At 37.2% G+C, this 24,592-nt stretch carries 21 protein-coding genes and 1 tRNA gene; 11 read left to right on the top strand and 11 right to left on the bottom strand.

Features of this window, described 5'->3' with window-relative positions:
* The first annotated feature begins 3 nt into the window (after positions 1-3).
* Positions 4-474 (top strand): carboxypeptidase-like regulatory domain-containing protein, encoded by a 471-nt coding sequence (locus tag C8N46_RS00555; RefSeq protein ID WP_108112912.1) that lies wholly within the window; start codon positions 4-6, stop codon positions 472-474.
* Here the strand turns inward: C8N46_RS00555 and C8N46_RS00560 are convergent.
* Both C8N46_RS00560 and kynU read right to left on the bottom strand, forming a co-directional pair.
* On the bottom strand, positions 471-1,871 hold the full coding sequence (locus C8N46_RS00560) for an FAD-dependent oxidoreductase (RefSeq protein ID WP_108112913.1): 1,401 nt from the start codon (positions 1,869-1,871) through the stop codon (positions 471-473). The genes C8N46_RS00555 and C8N46_RS00560 overlap by 4 nt on opposite strands.
* 1 nt (position 1,872) lies before the next feature.
* The gene (kynU, locus tag C8N46_RS00565; protein WP_108113564.1) at positions 1,873-3,132 is read right to left on the bottom strand and encodes a kynureninase; all 1,260 of its coding nucleotides are present in this window, start codon (positions 3,130-3,132) and stop codon (positions 1,873-1,875) included.
* Positions 3,133-3,256: 124 nt separating this feature from the next.
* On the opposite strand from kynU, the gene C8N46_RS00570 reads away from it, so the two are divergent.
* The 4 genes from C8N46_RS00570 to C8N46_RS00585 all read left to right on the top strand — a co-directional run bounded on the left by C8N46_RS00570 (position 3,257) and on the right by C8N46_RS00585 (position 12,706).
* On the top strand, positions 3,257-3,898 hold the full coding sequence (locus tag C8N46_RS00570; RefSeq protein WP_108112914.1) for an O-methyltransferase: 642 nt from the start codon (positions 3,257-3,259) through the stop codon (positions 3,896-3,898).
* Positions 3,899-4,134: 236 nt separating this feature from the next.
* On the top strand, positions 4,135-5,838 hold the full coding sequence (locus C8N46_RS00575; protein WP_108112915.1) for a 7TM diverse intracellular signaling domain-containing protein: 1,704 nt from the start codon (positions 4,135-4,137) through the stop codon (positions 5,836-5,838).
* 357 nt (positions 5,839-6,195) lie between these two features.
* A complete protein-coding gene (locus C8N46_RS00580; RefSeq protein ID WP_108112916.1) occupies positions 6,196-11,874 on the top strand; it encodes a M4 family metallopeptidase in 5,679 nt (1,892 codons plus the stop codon).
* A gap of 19 nt (positions 11,875-11,893) precedes the next feature.
* On the top strand, positions 11,894-12,706 hold the full coding sequence (locus C8N46_RS00585) for a T9SS type A sorting domain-containing protein (protein ID WP_245896664.1): 813 nt from the start codon (positions 11,894-11,896) through the stop codon (positions 12,704-12,706).
* Between the two features lie 160 nt (positions 12,707-12,866).
* Here the strand turns inward: C8N46_RS00585 and C8N46_RS00590 are convergent, their stop codons facing one another.
* From C8N46_RS00590 to C8N46_RS00615, 6 genes are all read right to left on the bottom strand, one after another.
* Positions 12,867-14,381, bottom strand: a complete 1,515-nt coding sequence (locus C8N46_RS00590) for a S8 family peptidase (RefSeq protein ID WP_108112917.1) — start codon at positions 14,379-14,381, stop codon at positions 12,867-12,869.
* A gap of 37 nt (positions 14,382-14,418) precedes the next feature.
* A complete protein-coding gene (locus C8N46_RS00595; protein ID WP_108112918.1) occupies positions 14,419-14,982 on the bottom strand; it encodes a phosphatase PAP2 family protein in 564 nt (187 codons plus the stop codon).
* Positions 14,982-15,254 (bottom strand): Sec-independent protein translocase subunit TatA/TatB, encoded by a 273-nt coding sequence (locus C8N46_RS00600; RefSeq protein ID WP_108112919.1) that lies wholly within the window; start codon positions 15,252-15,254, stop codon positions 14,982-14,984. Before C8N46_RS00600 ends, C8N46_RS00595 begins: the two co-directional genes overlap by 1 nt.
* Positions 15,255-15,421: 167 nt before the next feature.
* The gene (locus tag C8N46_RS00605; RefSeq protein WP_108112920.1) at positions 15,422-17,692 is read right to left on the bottom strand and encodes a M1 family metallopeptidase; all 2,271 of its coding nucleotides are present in this window, start codon (positions 17,690-17,692) and stop codon (positions 15,422-15,424) included.
* A gap of 63 nt (positions 17,693-17,755) precedes the next feature.
* A complete protein-coding gene (locus C8N46_RS00610; RefSeq protein ID WP_108112921.1) occupies positions 17,756-18,256 on the bottom strand; it encodes a DUF6702 family protein in 501 nt (166 codons plus the stop codon).
* An 80-nt stretch (positions 18,257-18,336) separates the two neighbouring features.
* Positions 18,337-19,104, bottom strand: coding sequence for a carboxypeptidase-like regulatory domain-containing protein (locus C8N46_RS00615; RefSeq protein ID WP_108112922.1), 768 nt, complete (start codon positions 19,102-19,104; stop codon positions 18,337-18,339).
* Between the two features lie 142 nt (positions 19,105-19,246).
* Here C8N46_RS00615 and pepE point away from each other — a divergent pair, with 142 nt between their 5' ends.
* A complete protein-coding gene (gene pepE, locus C8N46_RS00620; protein WP_108112923.1) occupies positions 19,247-19,951 on the top strand; it encodes a dipeptidase PepE in 705 nt (234 codons plus the stop codon).
* Between the two features lie 31 nt (positions 19,952-19,982).
* Here the strand turns inward: pepE and C8N46_RS00625 are convergent.
* Both C8N46_RS00625 and C8N46_RS00630 read right to left on the bottom strand, forming a co-directional pair.
* Positions 19,983-20,058: transfer RNA gene (locus C8N46_RS00625), tRNA-Gly, on the bottom strand.
* 51 nt (positions 20,059-20,109) lie between these two features.
* Entirely contained in the window at positions 20,110-20,535 is a 426-nt protein-coding gene (locus tag C8N46_RS00630) for a GNAT family N-acetyltransferase (RefSeq protein WP_108112924.1), read from the bottom strand.
* Positions 20,536-20,628: 93 nt separating this feature from the next.
* Between C8N46_RS00630 and C8N46_RS00635 the strand changes: the two genes are divergently transcribed.
* From C8N46_RS00635 to C8N46_RS20245, 5 genes are all read left to right on the top strand, one after another.
* Positions 20,629-21,081 (top strand): GNAT family N-acetyltransferase, encoded by a 453-nt coding sequence (locus C8N46_RS00635; protein WP_108112925.1) that lies wholly within the window; start codon positions 20,629-20,631, stop codon positions 21,079-21,081.
* 80 nt (positions 21,082-21,161) lie between these two features.
* Positions 21,162-22,130, top strand: a complete 969-nt coding sequence (locus C8N46_RS00640; RefSeq protein WP_108112926.1) for a TolB family protein — start codon at positions 21,162-21,164, stop codon at positions 22,128-22,130.
* Complete coding sequence (locus C8N46_RS00645) at positions 22,123-22,854, top strand: M15 family metallopeptidase (protein ID WP_108112927.1); 732 nt, start codon at positions 22,123-22,125, stop codon at positions 22,852-22,854. Before C8N46_RS00640 ends, C8N46_RS00645 begins: the two co-directional genes overlap by 8 nt.
* Positions 22,855-22,893: 39 nt before the next feature.
* Positions 22,894-23,652 (top strand): M48 family metalloprotease, encoded by a 759-nt coding sequence (locus C8N46_RS00650; RefSeq protein WP_108112928.1) that lies wholly within the window; start codon positions 22,894-22,896, stop codon positions 23,650-23,652.
* 239 nt (positions 23,653-23,891) lie between these two features.
* Entirely contained in the window at positions 23,892-24,068 is a 177-nt protein-coding gene (locus C8N46_RS20245) for a hypothetical protein (RefSeq protein WP_158269038.1), read from the top strand.
* A gap of 65 nt (positions 24,069-24,133) precedes the next feature.
* On the opposite strand, the gene C8N46_RS00655 is transcribed toward C8N46_RS20245, so the two are convergent.
* Positions 24,134-24,526, bottom strand: coding sequence for an ankyrin repeat domain-containing protein (locus C8N46_RS00655; protein WP_108112929.1), 393 nt, complete (start codon positions 24,524-24,526; stop codon positions 24,134-24,136).
* Positions 24,527-24,592: the final 66 nt, after the last annotated feature.

Genomic DNA, 24,592 nt, shown 5'->3' on the forward strand with positions numbered 1-24,592 from the left:
TTAATGATTCGTTGCAAAAGCAACAACAAAGCTTGTGCCTTAGCAGAAGCACCTGCGCATCTCCAAACAAAAAGTAAAAGCACCCTAGATATCAATAAAAACTTAATTTTTGCTGATACGACAGTCGCAACCATTTCTGGAAAAATATATGGCGAATCTTTATACAGCGATGAGAAATTTCAAGAAGAAGACACTTTGCCATTTGCAAATATTGCATTAATAAACGCGGAAACACAAGAAGTTCTAGGAACAACCACTGATTTGGATGGCGCCTACAATCTTTCCATTCCCGCTGCTACGTATCAACTTAAAATAAGTTTTGTTGGCTATAATATCGTTTTGATAGACAATATACAATTAGGAACGGGCGAACTCTTTAACCTATCTGCACAACTAGGACTCGGAATTGAGAAGGAAGAGTTTACCATTCGAAATCATCGCGGCACTAAAAAACTTATCCGTAAAACGAATTAGTGCTTCATCTTCGCAACACTATCTTCCTCTAAAATTTCATTCGTCTCTTCTTGCACTTTTTTAAGAATTGCGTGTAAATCTTCCGTCGTGTCGATTTCGTCATCCGCAATCATGTTTAATAAGGCTTTGTCTTGCGCGCGCCCAATTTGCATGGCTTTGCTGTACGGAATATCTTCGTTAAACGTCACCATCGAATATTTAGAGAAATACTGCTCTGGGAAGTTTTTTTCCAAATCCATTTCTAGCTTTCTCTTTTCCTTAAAAATCGGATTCGCCACATGGTCGCGCATTTCGTAGTAATTGTCAATCGCTAAATCGGCAATGGCATCCGTATCTTTTTTACGTGTTTTTTCGTATGCTTTAAACACTGCTTCCCAATCGCCTTCATGCGTATCAAGAACTTCATTCAGCACCACAACATCTTCAAAAGAAGCATTCATTCCTTGTCCGTAAAATGGCACAATGGCATGTGCTGCATCGCCCATTAACAAGGTATTATTTTTATACGACCACGGCGAACATTTTACCGTTCCTAGTGGTGCCGTCGGATTTTCAAAGTATTCTTTTTTCAAATCAGGAATCAACGGTAACAAATCTGGAAATTGTGCTTCAAAGAATTCTTGTACGCGCTCAGGTGTCGTAATATTATTGAAGTTGTATTCGCCTTCATCATACGATAAAAAGAGTGTAACCGTAAAACTTCCATCCAAATTCGGCAAGGCAATAATCATATAATCGCCGCGTGGCCAAATATGCAGTGCGTTTTTCTCCGTTCGGAATCCGCCTGTAGCTGTGGGTGGAATGCTTAATTCTTTGTATCCGTGTGTTAAGTAATTTTGAGAATAGCTAAATAAAAACTTACGCTCCAAATAGTAACTTTTACGCAAGGCAGAACCCGCGCCATCTGCTCCAAAAATAACATCTGCCGTGAATTCAATGTCTTTTTCAGTTTCGTAACAATAGAAAGAAGCTACGTTGTTTTCAATATCGACACCTGTACATTTTTTGTTGAAATGTATGTTGACAGCTTCATGTTCCTCCGCTTCTGTTAATAACAACGCGTTCAAATCGCCACGCGAAATGGAATTGATATATTCGCCTTCACGTCCCGAATAGTTAGACATAAAGGTGTTTCCTTCCACGTCATGTACCAAACGTCCGTGCATCGGAATGCAAAGCGGCATGACTTTATCCGCAATTCCCACCATATTCATCGCTTTGATACCACGGTCGGAAAATGCTAAGTTAATGGAACGTCCTGCTGAAATGTCTACTTTTCGCAAATCGGGACGACTTTCCATCACAGTGACTTTATAACCACGTTGTCCCAAACGCAACGCCAATAAAGAGCCGCACAAGCCTGCACCAATAATCAGTATGTTTTCCTTTTTTTCCATCTTATAAGCATTTTTTGAGTTCGTCTACCATGTTGTACACATCTTCATACGAATTGTACAACGGCACTGGCGCACAGCGAATGACATCAGGTTCGCGCCAATCGGAAATTATATGTTTGTCTAACAGCTGTTGATGCAAAGATTTGTCTGCATTTTCAACCTGAATTGATAATTGACAACCTCTCTCTTCAGGATTTGACGGTGTGATGATTTTGATACGATGGGTATCAATCTGATTGATTAAATATTCAAAATACGCTGTGAGATTTTTAGATTTTTCGCGCAAAGCATCCATTCCGACTTCGTTAAACATATCGAGTGACGCTTTGATAGCTGCCATCGATAATATCGGCGGATTGCTCAATTGCCAACTTTCTGCGCCCGGAATTGGATTGAAATCGTACCGCATGTTGAAACGCGTTTCCTTATCGTGTCCCCACCAACCCGCAAAACGATGCAGTTCTTTGTTGTGCGCATGCTTTTCATGCACAAATAATCCTGCCAAACTTCCTGGTCCGGAGTTGAGATATTTATACGTACACCACGCAGCAAAGTCCACATTGGAATCGTGCAAATTCGGTTGAATGTTTCCTGCGCCATGCGCTAAATCGATTCCCACCATCGCGCCTTTTGCGTGACCGAGTTCCGCTATTTTTTTAATGTTGAGATATTGTCCTGTGTAATAATTGACGCCGCCAATCATGAGCAACGCAATTTTGTCACCGTGTTCATTGAGCATTGCTTCCAAATCTTCCATGCGTAAGAGTTCTTCACCTTCGCGCGGTTTCCATTCAAGCATTCCTTCTTTCGGATCGAAACCGTGAAATTTAAGTTGCGATTCTACCGCATATCTGTCGGATGGAAAGGCATCACTTTCAATCACGATTTTGTATTTGGTTTTTGTCGGTTGATAAAACGACACCATCAATAAGTGAAGATTTGTGGTGAGCGTATTCATAATCACGACTTCGATAGGTTTTGCGCCTACTATTTTTGCCATGTTTTCCGTGAGAAACTCGTGATACGGCATCCACGGATTTTTCGCATCAAAATGTCCTTCTACGCCTAAATTTGCCCAATCGTTCAACTCTTGTTGAATATATTCTTGCGTGATTTTAGGTTGTAATCCGAGCGAATTTCCACAGAAATACAACCATTCGTTTCCGTCAGCATCTTTGGGAATGTGAAATTTTGTTCGGTAGTTTTTTAAAGGATCTTTTGCGTCTTGTGCTTGCGCAAACGCCAATGTATTTTGAAACATGTGCAATGCTATTTTTACCAAAAATACGTATTCCATTTTGGTAATAAAAAAGATATCTGTCATTTTGTAATTACTTTTGGTTCGATTCTTTTTTTAATCAATATTTTTGCAAAAATCAAAAGTCATGCATTTTATTCCAGAAGCTTTAGACGAATATGTAGTTGCACATTCGGAAGACGAACCAGCATTATTGAAAGCACTTACCAGAGAAACGTATCAGAAGGTGTTGCAACCACGCATGTTGAGCGGACATTACCAAGGACGTTTGTTGAGTATGCTGTCTAAATTAATCGCGCCGAAAACTATTTTGGAAATTGGAACGTACACAGGCTATTCAGCGTTGTGTTTGGCGGAAGGCATGAGAGCTGATGGTACATTGCACACCATTGACATCAACGAAGAACTGCACGATTTTCAACGCAAGTATTTCGATGCTTCTGACTATGGCAATCAAATTCATCAATATACAGGAAATGCTTTGGAGATTATTCCTGCAATGGACATGCGTTTTGATTTGGTGTTTATTGACGCCGATAAACCGAATTATCCAGCCTATTTTCATGCGATTATTGAAAAGATGCAACCGAATGGCGTGATTTTGTCGGACAATGTTTTATGGAGCGGAAAAGTGATTCAATCAGTACAGAAAAACGACATTTCCACAAAAGCGTTGTTAGAGTATAATCAACTTTTAAAAGACGATGCACGTGTAGAAACGGTTGTATTACCGATTCGCGATGGTTTGACGATTAGTAGGGTTGTTTGACAGGTGTTGGGTGTTGGGTGTTGGGTTTTGGGTGTTGGGTTTTGGGTGCTTTTTTGGCGATTTGTTAATTTGTTTTTTGTTTTTCTTGACTCTTGACTCTTGAATCCTGACTCTTGATTCTTGATTCTTGATTCTTGATTCTTAAATCATGACTCGTTTTCATTTTGTATTTTAAATTTCAATATTATATTATAGCCAATTAGTCATACGTTTTATGTTTTAAACTAATTAGATAGATGATTGCTTTTCACAATTTGCTGCGAATCAGAAGCGCATGGATGGTTATTTCGTGTGTCTTTTTGTGTTTGCAATGCAGTTGTGTTTCTAGTGGAGAAAAAGAATATGTTATTGAAAACGGTGTTTTGGATATTTCGGCGTGGAATACTAACACTGAAGCTATTGCTTTACAAGGAGCCGCACTTTTTTACTGGAAACAATGGGCAAAAGATGAGAACGGAAATTTTGATGCTTCTTTGTTGAAGAAAGCGGATACCATTAATGCGAGTACTTTTTTATGGTCGCATATACGCAACGAAAAACGTGGCTATGGAACATTACGCTTTGCCATACAACAAAAGCGTCCTCAAAAGCTTGTCCTTGAAATTCCGAGACTTCTTGGAGCGGCAGAGGTTTGGATTAATGGCAAATTGGTGAAGTCGCATGGTCAAATTTCAAAAAATGCCGCTGAAGAAAAGATTGACGGAAGACCGCTAGAAATCATTTTACCACAAGAACCTTTTTTAGATATGGTTTTCTTGATATCGAATCATAAACATCGTTTGGGTGGCGGCATTGCGTTGGCTTCTAAAATTAAAACCAAAGAATACTACCAAGAAACGAAACTGTCAAAACCATTGATAGAAGGCATTATTACTTTCTTGATTTTGCTGTTTGGCATGTATCAAATCATCCACTTTTTTAGTTTTCCGACTTACAAATATTATTTATATCTGGGACTGTTTTGCCTTATTGGTGCTTCTCGACAGTTGTTTGTGGGCGAAAATTTAATTTATTCTTTTTATCCTGAAATTTCGTTTGATTGGGTACAAAAAATGCGATATATCGGCTATTACGGCGGATTGCTTTCGGTGTTCATGTATCATGCGGTGTTGTTTCCTGGTTATTTTCATAAATACTTAATCGTAGCCATCAAGATTATTACAAGTATTGGAATTTTATATGTAATTGTCGTACCAACTTACTACACTACTTTAAGTGCGCCTATTTTTCAGGTGTTAGGATTGTTCTATGTTTTCTTAGGATTCTATCAGATACTCATGGCAATTAAAGACAAACGCCCGTATGCGATTGGCATGTTCATCAGTATGTCGATTACCGCTTTTTTATTAGCGAATGATCTTTTAATTGCGATGTTGTTTTTGAAAACAGAATTTTTAGTGATTTATGGATTGTTGTTTTATGTTGGTTTTCAGATTGTATTGAACAATCGAATTCAGAAACAAACCGAAAAAAAACTAGCAGCATTGGCGTTTGACATTCAAAATATGTCTAAAAATATTCAGCAGAAGCAAGAGGAAATTGTGCAGTTACGCTCAGAAACTTTTCAACAGTTAAAATCGAAAGAGAAATTAGTAGAAAACCTGAAAAAAGTAGCTTCCAAAGACGAATCTATTAGTATTCAAAACTTGATTGTGAATTTAAAATCAGAATTGCTAGAAGATTCGCAACTCAACAGAATTAAAAATGATATTGAAACGCTGAATCATGAATTTGCCGAACGTCTTCTTTTAAAACATTCCAACTTGACTAAAACAGACATCGAAATCTGTTCGTACATTCGTCTTTCGTTAAGCAGAAAAGAAATTGCCAAACTTCGTTTTACCACCGTAGAAGCTGTTAAAAAATCGAGAAGTCGTTTGCGCAAAAAAATGAATCTTTCTCCAGAAAAAAATCTAGACGAGTATATCAAATCCATTTAAAACATTGCATTTTTCTGAATTTTTCTCCTTGTAAGCGTATTTTTTTACGATACTTTTATCTTGCTAACTACCTAAATGCAAGTTTCTTACAAAGTTGTCCCCTACGGTGTACCCTCTTCATTTTTTAAGAATATACATGAGTCGCATACATTTACCGTGCTTTAATTAAAAGAAGCGTATGTATGATGCGACGTTTATTCAAAAACATATTTAAAGTTCCTAAAAAACAACTGACACCTCTTGAAGAGTTAGAAAAAAGAAAGAACGAAATGCAACTCCAATTACACCAGTTGGAAGAGATAGAAAACGAGCTTAGAAACAAATCAAATTAATTATACACCTACGAAAGATTAACACATGAAGAATTCAATTTTACTAACCTTAGTATGCCTTATTTTTAGTAATGCAACTGCGCAAGATGGTTCTTTTGGAAAAATTCCCTTAACCAAAGTTTCCGCTAGTCAACAAAAATCGACACCACTAAGTATTTTATTCAACGATTTACAACCAGTTTCAGGAACTGAATTTCGACTAAAACATTCAAACAAAGATGCTGCTAACAATGTACACTTAACGTATCAGCAGTATTATAATGGTGTTAAGGTTGAACTTGGAGTGATTAAAGTACACCAACAAAACGGACAAACGATTTCATATAATGGCGCCTATTTTCCTGTGCGTAGCCTGTCAACTTCAGCATTTTTACCGAAAAGTCAACTGGAAACAACTGCGAAACAATTTTTAAAAACACAAAATATTTTTTGGTTTTCGGGTACGGAATTGGCAACGAACGTCATACCAAATCCTGAAAAAGTCATCATTCCCAACAGAAAAGCAGGAACAATACACATGGCGTATGCTTTAAATGTGGGTACTTCCAATCCTGAGTTGCAAATGGGAACCTTGTATGTAGATGCTACTTCTGGAAAAGTACTTCGCTATAAAAATCGTTTGTTTCAGTGTTTTGAGGAAGAAAATCACAGCTCTTTTTCCACCGATGAAGAACATACACATACATCAATTCCTTTCGCAAGCGGAACTGCTGCAACTGTATATTCAGGTTCGCAAACATTTGACACGGAATTGGATAACTCAAACTACATTTTAGAAGATTTTAGCAGAGCAACGGGAACCAACTGGAATTTAAGCACACAGGGTTTGGGTTATAAAACAGGAATTTTTACCGTAGACCTACGAAATAGTACCGACCTTCAAAGCACTTTATACGATTTTACAGATGCTGATAACAATTGGACAGCCGCAGAAATGAGCAGCAACGAAGACCAATATGCGTTGGATACACAGTGGGGAACAGAACTTGTATATGATTATTGGAAAAATGTACATGGACGAAATAGTTATGAAGGCTCCAATGCTTCCATTCTGTCGATTATGCATTATGGAAGTAATTATAACAATGCGGCTTGGGGCGCACTTTCTGACAATGTGGGTTATATGATTTACGGTGATGGTTCGGGCGCTTATACACCATTTACTTCGCTGGATGTTGTTTCACACGAAATTGGTCACGGAGTTACCAATAGTACGGCAAGCTTGGATTACGAATTGGAATCAGGAGCGCTCAACGAGAGTCTCTCCGATATTTGGGCAATGGTGATTGAAAATTATGCCAATACCAACAACGGATTGAGTAAGGATTTCTCCTTAATCAACGAAGAAAATGGCGGTGGCGCTATTCGTTCTATGTCTAGTCCGAATACGTATGGACAACCTGATACGTATGGCGGAACGTTTTGGACAGATGTTTCATCTTGTACGCCAAGTAGTGCGAATGATTATTGTGGTGTACATACCAATAGCGGCGTGCTGAATTATTGGTTTTGGCTACTCTCACAAGGTGGAACAGGCACCAATGATTTAGGAGATTCATTCAGCGTTACTGCTATTGGAATGGACGATGCTGCAGCCATTGTGTGGCAAATGCAAAATAATTATCTCACCGCAACTTCTGATTATGCAGACGCAAGAACAGCAGCGATTCAAGCAGCTATTGATTTGTATGGTGAATGTTCTGCCCAAGAGCAACAAGTGACAAACGCTTTTTACGCAGTTGGTGTTGGCAATGCGTTTTCTAAATTGACAGCAACAGTAACTAGTAATCCGAGTGATGAACGAATTTGTGAAACCACTGCTGCAAGTTTTACCGCGGCTGGAAACGATTACACAGGATTGCAATGGCAAGTCAATGATGGAAACGGTTGGGTAGATTTGAGTGATGACAGCACCTATTCAGATACCAATCAATTGACAATGAATATTAGCAATGCGCCGTTTAGTCTGAATGGATACGAATATCGCATAGCGTTTCAGTCAGATTGTGGGGAAACCTATTCAAATGCCGCTATACTGACAGTGATGGAATATCCTGACGCTACTATAACCACACAAGATGCTGTATGCGATACCGACTCAGGCGAAATTACGTTTGCTTTTCCTGATAATGATGCCAGAACCAATATTGAATTTAGTATAGATGGTGGAAGTACGTATCCGTACAATTATAGCGATAATACAGGCTCAGGTACCGTAACAGGTTTGGCAGCAGGAACCTACGATGTTTTTGTACGATGGGGAAATGATGAATGTGCTGTAGATATGGGACAATATACTATTGTAAATTTATGCTATACTGCCATTCCCGATGCAAACTTTGAAGCTGCTTTAGATGCGTTAGGCTACGATGATATTTCTGGCGACGGACAAGTGCCAACCTATTTGATTGAAACACTTACTTCTTTAGATGTATCTAATAAAAACATCTCAGATATTACAGGAATTGAAGATTTTACGAGTTTACAAACGTTAGACATCAGTGACAATACAATGAGCGCCATCGATATAAGCACTAATATTTCTTTAACGAGTTTGAGTGCGCAAGACAATAATTTAACAGCCATCGATGTCAGTAATAATACAAATCTAGTCACTTTAGGTATCGCCCGAAATTCAATTACGAGTTTAGATGTTTCTAACAATACGCAGCTCTCTGAACTATACGGAGCAAGTAATTCCATCACCAGCGTCGATTTGAGCAATAATCCCAACTTAACCATCGTTGGATTGAACCCTAATGCACTTACAAGCTTAAACGTTCAAAATGGAAATAATACAGCCATTACTACTTTTGCCATTAATGGTAATCCTAATTTAACCTGTGTATTGGTAGATGATGCTGCGTATAGTACTACGAATTGGACAATTGTTGACTCGCAAACATTTTTTAATGAAGTTATTTGTTATGAAGAATATACGACTATTCCAGATGCTAATTTTGAAGCGGCACTAGATGCGTTGGGCTATGATGATATTTCAGGTGACGGACAAGTGCCGACAGCGTTGATTGAAGTGCTAACTTCGTTAAATGTAAGTAGCTCAGGCATTACTGATTTAACTGGAATTGAAGATTTTACAGCACTGGAATCATTGATTGTTTCTAGCAATTCCCTCACTACAATTAACACAAGTACTTTAGTAAATCTTGACCAAATTTGGGCGACTGGAAATGACCTTACAAGTTTGGATTTCAGCACCAACGTATTGCTTGACGATATTAGAGTTGAAAACAACGAATTGACATCAATCGATTTGAGCAATCAACCAAACTTGCAAATTTTACAAATCAATGTTAACAGTTTAACAGCGCTTGATGTATCTAACAATCCACTACTTGTGCGACTTCGATTGAATTCAAATAGTGTTACAAGTTTAGATTTAACAAACAATACAGTATTAAATGAATTTAGAGCCAATGATAATGGTATGACTGATTTGAATGTTCAAAACGGAAACAATAGCAACATTAGTACGTTTACCGTTACGGCAAATAATTTAACTTGTATATTGGTAGATGATGCCGCATATAGCACGACCAATTGGACTTCTATTGATAGTGGTGTTGTTTTTTCAGAAGTGTATTGCGGCAATTATACCGCTATTCCAGACAGTAATTTTGAAGCGGCTCTTGAAACACTGGGTTACGATGATATTTCTGGAGATGGACAAGTCCCTACCAATTTGATTGATACCATTACCTTTTTAAGTGTAGATGATAATGCGATTGCAGATTTAACAGGTATTGAAGACTTTGTATCGCTTGAAAGTTTGAATATTGGAAACAACCTTTTGACCAATTTGGATGTATCTAATCAAACTAACTTAAAAAGTTTAGACCTGAATAATAATCAAATCGCTTCTCTAGATATATCTGCAAACACGCAATTAGAATATTTACGAATTGATTTTAACAACTTCACAACTATTGACATAAGCAATAATCTATTATTAGAAACATTCATCTTTAATAACAATGGATTTACAGAACTTGATGTATCAAATCACCCAAATATTATAGAATTTAATGCTAATTATAATGATTTAAGTTCGCTAAATTTTAAAAACGGCAACAATACGAATGTTACACAATTCACTGCGATAAGCAATCCAAATCTTGAATGTGTTCTAGTAGATGACGCCACCTACAGTACTACCAACTGGACAAATATTGACGCGCAAACATCTTTTAATGATGCCTTTTGCTATACAGAATATACTTTAATACCTGATGCTAATTTTGAGGCGGCACTTGAAGCGCTTGGCTATGATAATATTTCTGGAGATGGACAAGTACCAACCCTTTTAATTGAAAGCATTACCTCATTAAACGTAAACAATCAAAACATTGCTGATGCTACAGGTTTGGAAGACTTTACAGCGTTACAAGAGTTATTTATCAGAGGCAACAACTTATCAAGTCTTGATATTTCTAATTTGATAAATCTGGAGAAAATCTGGGCACTGAATAACAGCTTAACGTCATTAGACATGACCAACAATCCGTTATTAGAAGATGTGAGAATAGAATACAACAATATAACAAGTCTTGATTTTAGCAATCAACCCAATTTAAGTATTCTTCAAATTGACAACAATCTACTTACAGAACTTGATGTGTCAAACAATCCAGCAATTACAAGGCTTCGTGCAGAAAACAACTTCATTACTTCACTTGACTTGTCAAACCTTTCAGTGTTAAATGAATTGAGAGTTTCAAATAATGTCTTGACATCTTTGAATGTTCAAAATGGAAACAACACAAATATTAGCACATTTTCTGTAAATTCAAATGACCTGTATTGTATTTTAGTAGACGATGTAGATTATAGCACTACCAACTGGACAAATATAGATGCAGATGTAAGCTTTACTGAAACCTCGTGCGATTATGTAATTGTAGATATTGATGTATTCTTGCAAGGTGCGTTACTCAATCCAAATACAGGAGAAGAAAGCTTAATGCGCGACGATTTACGAGCAGGTTCTTTGCTAAATACCACTTCGCCTTATTCGGATAGTATTACTGTTCCTCAATCCATAACACTTACCGATAACGGTTCTGATAGTATGGTAGATTGGGTTTGGGTAGAATTACGCCATAAAAGTATAGATACACTGTTTATCGCTGGACAATCTGCTGTGCTGCAACGCGACGGAGATGTTGTTGCTAATACTGATGATTTGGCTACACCTTTAACCTTTGATGGAGTTGCTCCAGATGATTATTACGTCGTAGTCAAACACCGAAATCATTTGGCAATTATGACATCGAGTCCAATTTCTTTAAAAAATGGAGCTACAACGATTAATTTTACAGATGCTACCAATGAAATCACCTATGGAAGCAATGCACAAACTACCTTTGGAATGCCCACAGATACATTCGCAATGTGGAGTGGAAATACCAACGAAGATTCAGTAGTGCAATACTCAGGAACCGATCCTGATACGCCAACCATTCTTTCGGAAGTATTGAACGATTCTGGAAATTTCTTAAACTTTCCAACATACGCCATCAATGGATATAATGTGAATGATATTGATTTGGACGGAACAGTGCAATACTCCGGTACCGATCCTGATACGCCGTTTATTTTGCAAAATGTATTAGCACATCCTTCAAATTTCCTCAATTTCAGCACGTATCAAATTGAAGAACAATTACCAGAAAACAATGATTAATCCTAAAATACCTACAACAATGAAAATTCAAAAAATAACAGCTATTTATATTTTAATTGTATCATTCTTTACAGTACAATTACACGCGCAAGATGGTTATACCTATACATTGATTGATAATGGAGGGTACAGCTATACTATTGGAGCTGTTCCAAACACTAGTACAAATACCTTTGCCACTTCCATTCAGAGTTATGGCTTTACCATCATTATTCCAGATGGAGTGACCGCAAGTATCACTTCTTCTTTGGGAAATGGTGCCAGTGCTACATTTTTTAATGGAAGTGATGTTGGCGACAGTTCTATTGATGGATATTTGATTACAGAAACCTTAGGAAGTCCAATTTCCATAGCAGCACCGTCTTCCGGAACCACTACCAACATGGTAACGATTCAAGTAAATGGTGCGCCAACTTCAGGAACAATGTATATTTTAGAAAATAACTCATCATTGGCAGCAACGGTTACTCCGTTAAAAAGTTTTATGTCTGCCGATATGGAAGATGATGGTTCTGCCATGTATTCCAATAGAGTAGACCCAAACGGAACTGGTGTTTCTGGTTCTTCATCAGTTGATTTTTCAACATTGTCTGTAACGCAAAATGAATTTCTTGAATTGACCATCTATCCAAATCCAGTAAAAGATATTTTATACCTAACTAGTGTAACGCCAATTACCAAAGTTGAAATTATAAATACTAATGGACAATCTGTACTCAACAGTACAAGTAACATGGAACAATTAGATGTTTCACGATTGCAAAGTGGTGTTTATTTTTTAAAAATATACCATCAAAAGCATTCCATGACTAAGAAAATTGTAAAGCTATAACAAATGCGATTCATGATTTGTTGATGATGATGTTTTTATATTTCAAATCATCTACATCAACCTCTTAAATTCCTCAAAATTTTAGTTCAACACATAAAAAAACTCTCGCCATTACGACGAGAGTTTCTCCCTATTTACTAAACTAAATATGCCAACTGTTCTACTGAACTGCCTGCAATGCGTCTATATTTCCATATCCATATTGTGAGTTTTTGTATGGATAGAAATCTGCAGATTGTTTCAATCTGTTTAATACCTGTGTTTTTGACCAGCCTGGATGTCTAGACCATACTAAAGCCGCGATTCCTGCTGTTGTTGCCGTTGCTACTGACGAACCTCCAACATAATCTGTTTGTCCGTTGTAATAGCTTAGTACTGGCGTTGTTCTACTTCCGTTACCATGACGTTGCATTACTACGGTAAAATCAATATCGCTTCCTTTGTGGCAAATATCGCATTCTTTGTAGTAACTTGCATCGGTTACTCCTGTTACAGCAACCGTTTCATCCATCCATGCAGGAAATATCACTCCTACAAAGTTAGTGAAAGTTGTGGAAGTTCCACCCGCTGCGAAGATTAATTTTCCTCTATTGTTTGCATATCGTACTGCATCTTTGATTCTTCCTACCGAAATGATATGTCCAATAGACATCGAAATTACCTTTACATCGCTTCTGTTTCCTAAAGCTGTAAGAGCGTTTGCTACCCCTTTTTGTTCGTGATAACCGTCTAAAAGTACATTTTTTGTTCCACGATAGCTAATTAAATTTGAATTATATGCAACTCCGACTGGCATTCCGTCGTTATTTCTAGGCGCGGCAGCTACTGCCGTCATGCTTGTTCCGTGTCCACATTTGTCATTTGGACCATCTGTTCTAGTGGACCATGGCCAAATTGAATCAACAAAGGTGCCATATTTTTGAACATATCTTCCCGAAGAATATCCGTCGTTAAAACTTCCATTCATCAAAGAATTGTTTGGTGTCAATCCAGTATCAATCACACCAATACCTACTCCTGAACCTGTGCTGTAACTCCAAGCGGCTGGAATATTGTGCTTGTAAAACGTCCACGGCACTTTTGCCCCTGGCGCAACGGTTGTATAATCTGCGGAGTTTAATGTTTCAGACTCGTATCCGCAACCTGCTCCAGATTTTGCCGTAACTTCATGGTCTAAGTAACGATACCCTGTTGGTTCAATGTAACGAATTCCTTTTTGAGATAGCAAATCGATAACCGTTTCTAAGTCTTCAATTTTTACATCAATGATGTTGAGTTGACTATCTTCTTCTATGAGAAAATCTTTGATTGTTTTTTGTCCGTTAGCTTCTACCGTTGCAATGCGTTGTAGAAGTCGATTTTTAATGCTTTCAGCATTTGAGTTTTCTTTGTTGAAATCATTGTCGTCATTTCCATAACCAATCGTTAGGATTTGATCGCCATGAACGGTAGCACTCCATATTGTATGTGCGTCCATGTTTGTCCACTCAAATCGTTCGCGACTGGAAACGGTTTCGTTGATTTTGGCATTGATTTGTGTTGGTGTTAGCGGTGTTTTTTGTAGCGTTACTACACTGTTTTCTTCTTCTAAGGTTTCGATTGCAGGATCGTTTGAACAAGAAATGACACTAAAAGCCGCCACAAGTACGGCTAGTCTTAGGTTAAGATTTTTCATGCTTAATTGTTGATTGGTTAAAATTTTAACGAATATATTAATAAATTCGTAATTTTACTATGCGTGCATTGCAAATTCGATGAAATGCAATTCCAATCAAAATACCTACTATAATTCCCGTAAGGATGTCCGACGGATAATGCACGCCAAAGTACAAGCGGCTGTACATGAAAAGCAACGGCCATATAACCAAGAGTTTTATCCACGGAAGTGTGTTGTGCAACATTAAAAAGAGAAAGCTTGTCAACGCTACCGAAACCGTAGCATGCCCTGAGAAGAAACTGTAATTTTTTGGCTGAATGATAATGTTTAAAAATGGCGCTACGGTAGCATCGTTGCATGGTCGCATACGCTCTACACCTATTTTAATGACTTCCACAATGAGCAAGGAAAAAAGAAGAATAACAATTCCATAACCTATGATGAGTCGCGCCTGTTTTTTGGGGAATTTTTGGTAGATTTTATAAAAAACAAGCACCAATATCGGAACCCAATAAATGAATTTGGTTACAAAAAGCCAGAAAGTTTTAAATTGTGAATTCCCTAAATTATTTAGGTAAATGAGAAGTTCTTTATCATATATCAATAGTTCATCGAGCATTAAAATTGCCTTTTGATCGGTCCTGACATGTCTTCTATATCTTCTTTTACTTTATTGATTTCATTTTGAACATCGCCAGTAATGTCAGTATCTATTCCGTTGTCTTCTGCACTTTTTTGAATTTCATGCTTTATTTCGTTGGTCGCATCTTTTAGTTGACGCATTCCTTTTCCCAAACCACGCGCAATTTCAGGAATTTTATCCGCACCAAATACCATCACCACAATCAACATGATTACAAAAATTTCTCCACCACTTATGAATAATACCATACGTTGTTCAAATTAATATACAAATATAATCAAGTTAATAGAATAGTATGAGGAACTTGTTTAATCTTTTTTCTTTTGCAACGTTGCCATATTTTGATATTTGCAATTTGCACCTACAAAAAAAGCCAGCAATAACGCTGGCTTTTGTATGATTGTTGAAACGGTTGTTATTGTTTCATTTTGTTTTCTTTGAACTTGTTAAAGTCTGACTGACCTTCTTCTTTTGGCCATGAATTGTTGGTGGTATCAATATCCGCAGTTTCTAATTTTGGATCTAATTGAATACCTACCAATTCTTTTTCTGATGCAACCACTACTGTCGCTTGATTGTCATTTTTTCTCCAGATTTGTACAGGATAACGCATCATTTCTTTGGAACCGTCTGCGTACGTACATTCAAAAATAATTGGCATTACCAAACCGCCAGGCTTGTTGAACGCAATTTCATAGAAATATTTAGGATTGCCCATAGCGGCTCTCTCTGCTGCTGTGAAATTGTCCATCAAATATTCCTTTAACGGAGCGTTTTCTTCCATATCGACTAACGACTTTCCTTCGTTTTCTTTATTATAATTTTCATTGTCTTCAGGAATAAAATACACCACACTTTGATTTCTAATGGAACGCGAACCAACTTGGTATTTCTTTACGCTTTCAATTCCGATATCTACGAAATCTGTGGTGTAAAACCATCCACGCCAAAACCAATCCAAGTCATATCCTGAAGCATCTTCCATTGTTCTAAAGAAGTCTTCTGGAGTTGGATGTTTAAACATCCAGCGCTGTGCGTAGGTTTTAAAAGCATGGTCAAACGCTTCGTGTCCCATGATAGTTTCACGTAAAATATTCAATCCTGTTGCTGGTTTTCCATAGGCATTTGGTCCTAATTGATATACGTTTTCAGGATTGGACATGATTGGCGATAAACGATCTTGACTCCCTTTCATGTACGGTACAATTTTAGAAGCTTCTCCTCTACGCGACGGATATTTTCCACCAGAAGATGCAACCGATTCTGGATGCGCTTTCGCGAATTCTTGCTCCGCTAAGTACTGCATAAAGGTGTCTAAACCTTCATCCATCCATCCCCATTGACGCTCGTCAGAGTTGACAATCATAGGGAAAAAGTTATGTCCAACCTCGTGAATAATTACACTAATCATCCCAAATTTTACACGCTCAGAATACGTTCCATCTTCGCTTGGACGTCCGTAATTCCAACAAATCATCGGATATTCCATTCCTTGATTTTTAGCGTGTACAGAAATCGCTTTGTGATATGGATAATCAAACGTGTGTTTTGAATAGGTTTTTAAGGTACTTGCTACTGCTTTTGTAGAATATTTTTCCCAAAGTGGATTTCCTTCTTTTGGATACATAGAAACTGCCATCACTCGCTTTCCGTTGATATCTACCGCTTGCATGTCCCAAATAAATTTACGCGAAGTCGCAAAGGCAAAGTCGCGCACATTTTCCGCATAAAATTCCCACGTTTTCTTTTTATTTGAAAAGTTTTTTTCTGCTTTTTCTACTTCATCTTGTGTTACAATAATTACGGGCTCATCATAGGATTCTAGCGCGCGTTCGTAACGTTGCATCATTTCTTTTGAGTAGACTTTCTTTCTGTTTTGCAGTTTTCCTGTAGCATCTAAAACATGATCGGCAGGCACCGTAATTTTTACATTGTAATTCCCAAATGGTAAGGCAAATTCACCATTTCCCCAAAATTGATAGTTTTGCCATCCTTCTACATCATTATATACTGCCATACGTGGAAAGAATTGTGCAATGACATACGCATAGTTTCCATCTTTTGGAAAGAACTCATATCCTGAACGACCTCTTTTCGTAACGTGATTGTTGATATTGTACCACCATTTAATAGAGAATGATACTTTATCGCCAGACTTTAATGGTGTTGGCAAGTCAATTCGCATCATAGTTTCGTTGATGGTAAACGACATTGGTCTTCCTTTGTCATTTTTTACATAATCAATATTAAAACCACCATCAAACGGATCAGCAACATAACTTCCTACAAATGTAGACGCTCTTTGCAAACGCGGAAAGCTTCCGCCATTTTTTAATTTTGCTTGCGAATTTTTAGCACGGATGTTTTGATCTAATTGTACCCAAAGATAGGCTAAATCGTCAGGGGAATTGTTGGTGTATGTAATGGTTTCGACTCCGTATAATTTTTGATTTTTGTCATCAAGCTCAATTTCCATTTCGTAATCGGCTTGCTGTTGGTAGTATGCCTTTCCAGGAGCTCCAGAAGCTGTTCTGTACATATTTGGCGTTGCAAACTCTTGATACAGCTGTCTAAATTTATTGTTGTTGGTATGTCCCTGCGGCTTTTTATCTTCTGTTTCCTGCGCTACAGCAAGATTTGCGCCTATAAATAGGAACGCTAAGATGTAGAAATGTATTCGTTTCATTAGGTTTTTAAAATAGGTTTGTGGTTTTGAAGCCCTAAAAATAACTATTTTAAAAAGTTTTTGTTAAAATTTTAACAAACCTTTATCGTTTTGCCTCACAAGTAGTAAGCTTTTGCGCGAATTATTGATTTTTACGTGTACCAAATTCTGTTGATCTTCTTCTATTTCGTAAAGCAATCCGTTTTCAATGGTGAGCGATTGTACCGAATCAATCGCTACAATTTCTAGATAGCAAACCGTAACATCGTCTTCGTATTTTTTTCCGATAAAATTGAATGATTTTGCTTCTCCATTCACCCAAATTTTAATTTTTTTGGTCAAATATTTTTGCATAAGATTTTCTACTTCCGCAACATTTTTTTCGGTAGTCAATTCTTCTTGCAAGTCATACCGTTCTTTTAACACACGCTGAAAATCATCGATAAAGATTCGCGTGGTTATTTGTAATGCTTTGTTTGTTTCGCTGTATTCAATATTGGTAACGCTTACATAAAATTTATGCAAGGTGGTAAATCCGAAGAACGGAACTATCAAAAAGAATAGAAGAAATCTCTGTAGTTTCATAAAGTTAAACGACATTTTAGGTCTGCCACAAAGATATCCAAAAAGCATTCCAATTGTAGAAATTTTGAATAGGAAGTGATTTAATTTTTAGTTGTAGCAATTGATTTGAGATATTCTTTGCTATGTTTCACCATGAAATCAATCATTAAAAATTCGTTTTTCTCTAAAAAGATATCTTCCGAAGGCATTTGGTCGTCACAATAATATAGAAAAGCGCTAATGTTCTCTTTTGGAATGCCTAAGTTTTCCGTGAAAAATTCATCCTCATAACGATTGCGAATTTCGTTAAAGCTTGTACGCTCGTAAATCGGCTTTGCCTTTTCTTTCTTTTTCCCTTTTCCTTTAAAAATGGCATTCACTAACATTCCCACCAAACCTATAATATTGGCACCGCGAAATTCTGCCTGTCCCATCGCTTCGTTTCGAACTTGCGAATAACGGTCGTCCGCAAATTGATAATCTTGGTACTTGACGATTTGCTCTTCTTGAAAATCAAGAAACTTATCTTTATTTTCTGGACTTATCACTACTTCGTCCAACTCCTCTACTTTATCCTTCACTTCTACGACCAAGCGATTGTTTTCTATGATTTTGTCAGTAATTACAATTTCTTTTATGGTATATTGAACCGAAGAAAAAATCAAAATATCATCTTTTTTAGCTAAAATTTCAAATTCTCCTTTTTGATTGGTTGTGGTTCCTGTACTCGTCGTATTGTTGATAATATTCACATTGGGCACTTTTACATCTCTGTATACCACAGCACCGCGTAAAATTTTGCGTTCTGCATCTTGCGCAAGCATTATGGTAGAAATCAAAAGTGAAAACAGAAGTAATTTTAGTTTCATAGCAATTGGTATTATTGGTTAAATAGTTTCAATTTTTAATTATATAAAGAACTTACTTTTTGTACTTAAAAAAATGTCAACAGACATTAAACTTTTGTTAAAAGCTTTTAATGATTATTTTTACACATAGAATTGATTTTTCATGAAAAACCTCATCATTGCCAGCACATCTACCGTTCACGGAAGTGCGCCATTAAGCTATTTACTTGACAAACTTTCCTTGTTTTATAAAGATACGGAAGAAATTTTATTTATCCCATACGCGCGTCCAGGCGGAATTACACATGACGAATATACCGCTGCCGTAAGTAAACCTTTTAATTCTATTGGAAAAAATGTACGCGGTGTACATACGTTTGAAAATCCCGCACAAGCCATTGCCAATGCCAAAGGACTTTTTACAGGTGGCGGAAATACCTTTTTATTAGTTTCACAATTGTATGCGAATGAAGTAATGCAACCGCTACGAGAAGCTATTTTTAATGGCACACCGTATTTTGGAACAAGTGCAGGAAGTAATATTTGCGGACTTACCATGCAAACGACCAATGACATGCCAATTATTTATCCGCCAAGTTTTAAAACCTTGGGCGTGATTCCTTTTAACATCAATCCGCATTATTTAGATCCGATGGAAGGCAGTACGCACATGGGCGAAACTCGTGAAACACGCATTAAAGAGTTTCACAAATTCAACACGCTTCCTGTAGTCGGAATTAGAGAAGGTAGCTGGATTCGCGTAAAAGGTGATAACATTCGATTGGAAGGCCCACACAGCGCACGTATTTTTGAGCAAGATAAAACACCGTACGAACTGGAAACAGGTTCAGAAATTATATTTCCATAAAAAAAGCCGATTCGGACTGAATCGGCTTTGGTGGAGCGAGAGACCGGGTTCGAACCGGCGACATTCAGCTTGGAAGGCTGACGCTCTACCAACTGAGCTACTCTCGCATTAGCGGATGCAAATATAGAAAAATATGACTTCTATTTCCAAATGTTTTTTTAGATTTTTTTTAAAAAATGATAGCCGCGCGCCACAAATCCCTGATTATAATAGAATTTATGCGATGGAAAGTTTTCGATATACGTATTGAGTTCAATCGTAGTCACACCTTTTTCTTTTCCGTAAGCTTCAATCCATTGAAACAATGTGGCACCAATTCCTTTACTTCTGTAGGCATCTTCAATATACACATGGTCTGGCTCTAAACTTTTTCCACAATAATGACGCGTCATGCTCCACAATCCGAAACAACCAATGAGTTGATCGTGGTCGTAAATAGCAAAGGCTTCATAATTTTGAGACAACATTTCTTCAAAACGTGCTTGTAATATATCCATTGGAACCTTTTGTTGATTCATAATATCCAAATACGGCAAAATAATGGACGCTTCTTCTTTGGAAAGTGATTTAAACGTAATTTGCATACGAATTCTTTTTTGTTCAAAATTAATTCATTTCTACAAAACACAACTCCCAAATTAGTGATACTTTTGAGTATTTGTATCAATTTTGTGACTATGGAAACTTCCAATTACACCATTAAAGAAATTACCGCAACAACTGCTTTTGAAGTGCGCCATCCTGTGTTGCGAGAAGGAAAACCGATTGAATCTTGCCATTTTGCTGGCGATGATTTGCCCACGACTTTCCATTTAGGATATTACACAAACGAGCAACTTGTAGGCGTCGTTACCTTGATGAAAAACAATCACGCAGAAATTAACCGTAAACATCAGTATCAACTGCGTGGCATGGCGGTGTTGACCAATTTTCAAAAACGCGGCATTGGTGATGCACTAGTAAAAAAAGCAGAACAAATGATTCTCGCTCGTGGCGGAATGTTTATTTGGATGAACGCACGCGAAATAGCGGTACGATTTTATGAAAAATTAGGCTATGAAAAACACGGAACACCTTTTACCATTCCAAAAATAGGACTGCATTTTGTGATGATAAAATCGTTGGAATGAATATTAACGCCTTTTTAACGCTTCTACAGCAGTAAAAAGCGTACTTTTTCAACAACAATCATCAATCAAAAATATTTTTTATGAAAAAAATCGTCTTTATCCTCTTGTGGACGAGTCTGCAATTGTGTGCGCAAAATTCACCAAACATTGCCTTTGAAAACAATTCAGCAACAGCCAAAATTTTTATAGAACTTCCTGAATTTAAAAATATCAATCTACGTGATATTGCCATTTCGCCCAAGTATGATGAAATTTTCTTCACGCTTGACGCGCCTAAAAATGCATTTCGAACCATTTTAACTTCCAAAAAAGTAAACGGACAATGGACCGCTTTTTCGATTGCTTCGTTTTCTGGAAACTACCACGATATTGAACCAGCTTTTTCTCCTGACGGGAAGAAGTTATTTTTTGCTTCTAAACGTCCTATTAATGTTGAAAAAACGCCTAAGAAAGATTATGACATTTGGTTTGTTACCAAAGAAAATGGTGTTTGGAAACATCCGACACGATTACCCGAAACTATCAATTCAGACCAAAACGAATATTATCCTTCTATCACAAATGACGGCGCTATTTATTTTACTGCTGAACGACCTGACGCAAAGGGAAAGGAAGATATTTACAAAAGTGAATTTAAAGACGGAAGCTATCAAACACCTGTAAGTTTAGGTACTGGCGTCAATACAAAAACGTATGAATACAATGCGTATGTGAGTCCCGATGAATCCTTTATTATTTTTGGTTCGTACGGTAGAAAAGGAAGTTTGGGTCGTGGTGATTTGTACATTAGCTTTCGCAAAAATGCTGTTTGGCAAGACGCAATTCACTTAGGAAATTTCGTTAATTCCAATCAAATTGATTACTGTCCGTTTGTTACGTTTGATAAAAAATATTTCTTCTTTACCAGCGAAAAAAGTACGATTCAACCTGCATATAAAAACCTGAGTATGGAAAAATTGAAAGCAATTCTAAATGATGGAAGCAACGGAACTTCAAAAATTTACTATCTTTCGTTTGATAACTTATTAAAATCGCTTTCACTTGAATAGAAAAGATTTCACAAAACTCTTAGGATTGGGCGCAGTGGCTTTACATAGCCTTCCCAGTTTCGCGTTTCAGCAACCACAATTACCTACTGAAGAATTGATTGGCAAAGGAAATCCGACCGTTTTTGGCGATGGTTTTTCGTTGCGAAAAGAAGCCTATGATGCATTTGTAAACATGCGCGCTGCGGCTGCAAAAGATGGTTTTTATATTCATGTAGTGTCAAGTTACCGCAATTATGCGCATCAAAATCGTATTTGGGAACGCAAGTACAAACGTTACACAACACAAGGATTATCGCCTGAAAAAGCGATTAAAAAAATCATTGCATATTCTACCATTCCAGGAACTTCCAGACACCATTGGGCAACTGATATTGACATTATTGATGCGAATGCAACGTACAGTGGCGATGCGTTGGTTCCAAAAAAATTTCACGGTGACGGACCGTTTTGCAAATTGCGTGAATGGTTAGAAAAAAACGCAAACTCCTTCGGTTTTTATATTGTTTACACTGACAAACACGACCGAAAAGGGTTTAAATATGAGCCGTGGCACTACAGTTATGCACCACTTTCCAAACCAATGCTAAAAGCGTATCGAGAATTAGACATCAAAACCATGCTACAAAAAGAAAAATTGATGGGCAGTACGCATTTCAGCGAAGCTTTTATCCATTCGTATATAAACGAAAATATTTTGGACATCAATCCTGAACTTTTATCGTAGGTTTTGTACTTTTAAGAAACGCATCGTATTGACAGAATTATGAGAGGAACTAATGTAAAAATCAGATTGTTGATTGGACTCGCCATTGTCGCTTTTGCTTTTTTTAAAAAATGTGCCAATCGTGAAATGAACGAATATACAGGTCGCACACAAACCATCAGTATGACCACCGAAGAAGAAATTGCGCTTGGGTTTCAAAATAGAGAAGCCATGGCGCGACAATATGGCGGTTTGTATCCTGATGCTGGCGCGCAAGCACGGGTAGATATGATTGGTGAAAAACTGGTAAACATGAGCATGGCAAAAGAATCGGGCTATCAATTTGAATTTCATTTGTTGGCGGACAATCGTTCTATAAACGCCTTTGCATTGCCTGGCGGACAAATTTTTATCACAAATGCACTTTACAGCAAACTCGATGATGCACAATTGGCAGGCGTTCTCGGTCATGAAATTGGTCATGTGTTGGGAAGACATTCTGCGGAGCGCATTGCAGAATCTGATTTTTGGCAAACGGTCACTACAGGCGCTTCTGTTGGTGCTGATATGGGAAATATGGTCGGAAGCATCGGACAACAAAAATTACTAAAAAATGGACGTGAAGATGAATTGGAAAGTGACAAACTTGGCGTAGCATTGATGATTTATGCAGGTTATGACCCTGAAGCTATGATTGAAGTGATGAAAATCTTGAAAGCTGCCGTAGGACCTAACAGAGTTCCTGAGTTTCAAAGTACACATCCCGATCCTGAAAATAGAATTCAGAAAATCAAAGAAGTAATTGAAGAGTATCAGTGATTTTTTTTGGGTGTTTGATGCTAGGTGTTAAGTGTTGGGTGTTGGGTCGCTTCGCTTTTTGTTTTTTTGTTTTTTGTTTTTCGTCGATTTGTCAATTCGTCTTGACTCTTGACTCTTGATTCTTGATTCTTGTTTCTCAATTAATCCCAAAAACCACTACCAAAACGGTGGTGAAACTGTAATTGATTGCGTGTTTTTCTCAGTATATTCTGCCCATTAACCTTTTTAATTTTATAATCATGAAGAAAAAAGTAAATCAATTACGATTAAACAAGAAACAAGTAAGCCTTTTAAATGCGGATGCTGTAAAAGGAGGATATCCTGTTAGATGGACAAATGCATGTCCTGAAGAAACCGTACAAATCACTATGTGCTATGGAGCCATTCGATGCCAAAAATGGCCAGAACAACCATAAAATAATAATCTAAAAAAAGCCGTTTCCTCTCAGAAACGGCTTTTTAATGTGAACTAATTTAGTGATTATTTTGAAGCGTTCTCCAATACTTTCTTTGCGTCCAATGCTTTTGAAATTTTGGCATAATCGACAGCAGTGTGTCCTTGATTATCCTTAATATCTACTTTAGCACCATTTTCTAATAATAATTTGATAATTTCAACTCGGTTAAAACGAGCTGCATACATTAACGGTGTTTTTCCATTGGATATTTTGTTGACATTCTCGCCAAATTGAATCATTTTCTTTACCGTTTCAAAATCGCCTTTTGCAATCGCAATACAAAACGAATTGACTTTAGTAACATTTGTTACTTTTACTTTGTACGTTTCAGTTGATTCGGTGTTCTTTTCAGTTGCGTTAGCCGTAGTGAATGATGCTCCTACTATAAGAGCCATCATAAAGATTGTTTTTCTCATAATGTTGTTGTTTTTTAATTGATGATTACATGACCTTTTCAAAACTGGTCACACCAAATAGACGAC

Source organism: Kordia periserrulae, from assembly GCF_003054265.1.
GTDB classification, from domain to species: domain Bacteria; phylum Bacteroidota; class Bacteroidia; order Flavobacteriales; family Flavobacteriaceae; genus Kordia; species Kordia periserrulae.

Bases quoted from the DNA above. Each gene is read 5' to 3' on its own strand.
- C8N46_RS00595 (WP_108112918.1), bottom strand. From the start codon at position 14,982: ATGCTCGATGAACTATTGATATATGATAAAGAACTTCTCATTTACCTA.
- C8N46_RS00650 (WP_108112928.1), top strand. From the start codon at position 22,894: ATGAGAGGAACTAATGTAAAAATCAGATTGTTGATTGGACTCGCCATT.
- C8N46_RS00580 (WP_108112916.1), top strand. From the start codon at position 6,196: ATGAAGAATTCAATTTTACTAACCTTAGTATGCCTTATTTTTAGTAAT.
- C8N46_RS00570 (WP_108112914.1), top strand. From the start codon at position 3,257: ATGCATTTTATTCCAGAAGCTTTAGACGAATATGTAGTTGCACATTCG.
- C8N46_RS00615 (WP_108112922.1), bottom strand. From the start codon at position 19,104: ATGAAACTAAAATTACTTCTGTTTTCACTTTTGATTTCTACCATAATG.
- C8N46_RS00605 (WP_108112920.1), bottom strand. From the start codon at position 17,692: ATGAAACGAATACATTTCTACATCTTAGCGTTCCTATTTATAGGCGCA.
- C8N46_RS00585 (WP_245896664.1), top strand. From the start codon at position 11,894: ATGAAAATTCAAAAAATAACAGCTATTTATATTTTAATTGTATCATTC.
- C8N46_RS00600 (WP_108112919.1), bottom strand. From the start codon at position 15,254: ATGGTATTATTCATAAGTGGTGGAGAAATTTTTGTAATCATGTTGATT.
- C8N46_RS00630 (WP_108112924.1), bottom strand. From the start codon at position 20,535: ATGCAAATTACGTTTAAATCACTTTCCAAAGAAGAAGCGTCCATTATT.
- C8N46_RS00590 (WP_108112917.1), bottom strand. From the start codon at position 14,381: ATGAAAAATCTTAACCTAAGACTAGCCGTACTTGTGGCGGCTTTTAGT.
- C8N46_RS00560 (WP_108112913.1), bottom strand. From the start codon at position 1,871: ATGGAAAAAAAGGAAAACATACTGATTATTGGTGCAGGCTTGTGCGGC.
- C8N46_RS00610 (WP_108112921.1), bottom strand. From the start codon at position 18,256: ATGAAACTACAGAGATTTCTTCTATTCTTTTTGATAGTTCCGTTCTTC.
- pepE (WP_108112923.1), top strand. From the start codon at position 19,247: ATGAAAAACCTCATCATTGCCAGCACATCTACCGTTCACGGAAGTGCG.
- C8N46_RS00640 (WP_108112926.1), top strand. From the start codon at position 21,162: ATGAAAAAAATCGTCTTTATCCTCTTGTGGACGAGTCTGCAATTGTGT.
- C8N46_RS00555 (WP_108112912.1), top strand. From the start codon at position 4: ATGATTCGTTGCAAAAGCAACAACAAAGCTTGTGCCTTAGCAGAAGCA.
- C8N46_RS00575 (WP_108112915.1), top strand. From the start codon at position 4,135: ATGATTGCTTTTCACAATTTGCTGCGAATCAGAAGCGCATGGATGGTT.
- C8N46_RS00655 (WP_108112929.1), bottom strand. From the start codon at position 24,526: ATGAGAAAAACAATCTTTATGATGGCTCTTATAGTAGGAGCATCATTC.
- kynU (WP_108113564.1), bottom strand. From the start codon at position 3,132: ATGTTTCAAAATACATTGGCGTTTGCGCAAGCACAAGACGCAAAAGAT.
- C8N46_RS00635 (WP_108112925.1), top strand. From the start codon at position 20,629: ATGGAAACTTCCAATTACACCATTAAAGAAATTACCGCAACAACTGCT.
- C8N46_RS20245 (WP_158269038.1), top strand. From the start codon at position 23,892: ATGAAGAAAAAAGTAAATCAATTACGATTAAACAAGAAACAAGTAAGC.